The organism is Klebsiella sp. 18074 (assembly GCF_902705905.1).
GTDB classification, from domain to species: domain Bacteria; phylum Pseudomonadota; class Gammaproteobacteria; order Enterobacterales; family Enterobacteriaceae; genus Klebsiella; species Klebsiella terrigena.
Genome location: NZ_CACSIS010000088.1, coordinates 1 through 1,278, shown reverse-complemented (window position 1 = coordinate 1,278; position 1,278 = coordinate 1). Strand labels below are relative to the sequence as shown.

General features: G+C 46.9%; 1 protein-coding gene. It reads left to right on the top strand.

Features of this window, described 5'->3' with window-relative positions; translation table 11 throughout:
- The first annotated feature begins 92 nt into the window (after positions 1-92).
- On the top strand, positions 93-1,127 hold the full coding sequence (locus GVK32_RS28630; RefSeq protein WP_064549354.1) for an IS110 family transposase: 1,035 nt from the start codon (positions 93-95) through the stop codon (positions 1,125-1,127).
- Positions 1,128-1,278 lie beyond the last annotated feature (151 nt).

The window sequence follows — 1,278 nt, the reverse complement described above, 5'->3', positions numbered from 1 at the left end:
ACTCTTAACCAGAGGTGATGTGATGGACGCCCCTTCCCAGCCTAAGTTCTGCCACACTTATGCTGAATGTCTATTCGCAGAGGAACAACATCATGAACTCGATAAAAGTTGTCGGGATCGATTTAGCTAAGTCTGTTTTTCAGGTATGTGTCTGGATGAGTGATGGAACTGTTGCATCCAATCGAAAAATTCCCAGAAATAAACTTTTGGATACCCTTCGCCAGTTTCCAGCTAATACGTTGATTGCAATGGAAGCTTGCGCTACTTCGCATTACTGGGGACGAACCTTCAAGTCAATCGGGCTTCTCGTTCGCCTTATCCCAACCCAACATGTTAAGGCTTTTACCCGTCATCAGAAAAATGATGCTAATGACGCACTGGCGATCTGTGAGGCTGCGCTACGCCCTGGTATCCATTTTGTGACGATAAAAACCGTCGGGCAACAGGATATTAAAGCACTTCGCAGCGCCCGCCAGCTAATGGTCGAACAACGCACGGCGGTGGCAAATCAAGCTCGGGCACTGGCTGCTGAACAGGGGATTGAACTCCCTGTGGGCATTCATATCCTGTCACAACGATTGCCTGAACTTATTGAAGATCCGGCGCTGGATATTTCCCCGGTATTACGCGGTTTACTTTTTTCGTTACTGGAAAACCTTCATTTGCTTGATGAGCGCATCCGTTCGACGGAACACAACATTTTGGCTTTATGTCAACAGCTCCCAAAATACAAAGTACTGATGACGATACCGGGAGTAGGACCTCTCATTGCCGCTGCATTTCTAAGTGAGGTCAATGCAGAACAGTTTACGAATGGCAGGCAACTCTCTTCCTGGTGTGGTCTTGTACCCAGGCAGCGTAGTTCGGGAGGAAAAAACAACCTGTCCTCAATGACTAAAAATGGAAACCGTGATCTCCGAACGCTGATTATCCATGGAGCACGGTCAGTCATGTTCTGGTCACAGAAGCGCGATGATGCACTGGGAAGCTGGATGAAACATCTTATTGAGCGAAGAGGCAAAATGAAAGCGACGGTGGCATTGGCTAATAAGCTCACACGCATTATCTGGCGATTATTAACAGGGTCAGAAAATTTCAATATTAACAAAGCTTTTGCAACAAACTAATTGCCCGTTTTTCTGGAATCACCATAGTTTAACTGAGTTTGCAGACACTGATGAGAAAACGGCAGACCGACCCTGTAAAATCCTGGCGTGAGTTCTGGTAGCAACATACCGGTGAGGTGATAAGGAAACAGGGTGCGGATGACATCATGGC